The following is a 255-nucleotide window of genomic DNA, read 5'->3' on the forward strand; positions in this document are numbered from 1 at the left end:
CGTTCACGCGCGGGTCGTTGTTGTTCAGCTCGTAGGTGTAGGTGCCGTCGGCCTTGAGGACGATCTTGCCGTACTCGCCGTTGACGGCGGTGTTGACGTTGCCGGTGACGTTCTGGCCGGCGGGGACGGTGCCCTTGGCCACGCCCACGACGTTGGTGACGTCCGCGCCGAGGGTGTCGGCGCCGGTGCCGCTGATGACGTTGCCGGAGGCGGTCAGTGCGGTGTCTTCCGTGACGGAAGCGGTGTCGGGCTTGG

The 255-nt window shown here is 67.8% G+C and carries 1 protein-coding gene; it reads right to left on the reverse strand.

Annotated elements, in window-relative coordinates:
* The coding region (locus IB268_RS30960; RefSeq protein ID WP_192355308.1) for a VCBS domain-containing protein at positions 1-255 on the reverse strand (255 nt) is incomplete at both ends.

The sequence above is a fragment of the Achromobacter sp. ACM01 genome (assembly GCF_014851745.1).
Lineage (GTDB): Bacteria > Pseudomonadota > Gammaproteobacteria > Burkholderiales > Burkholderiaceae_B > Achromobacter > Achromobacter aegrifaciens.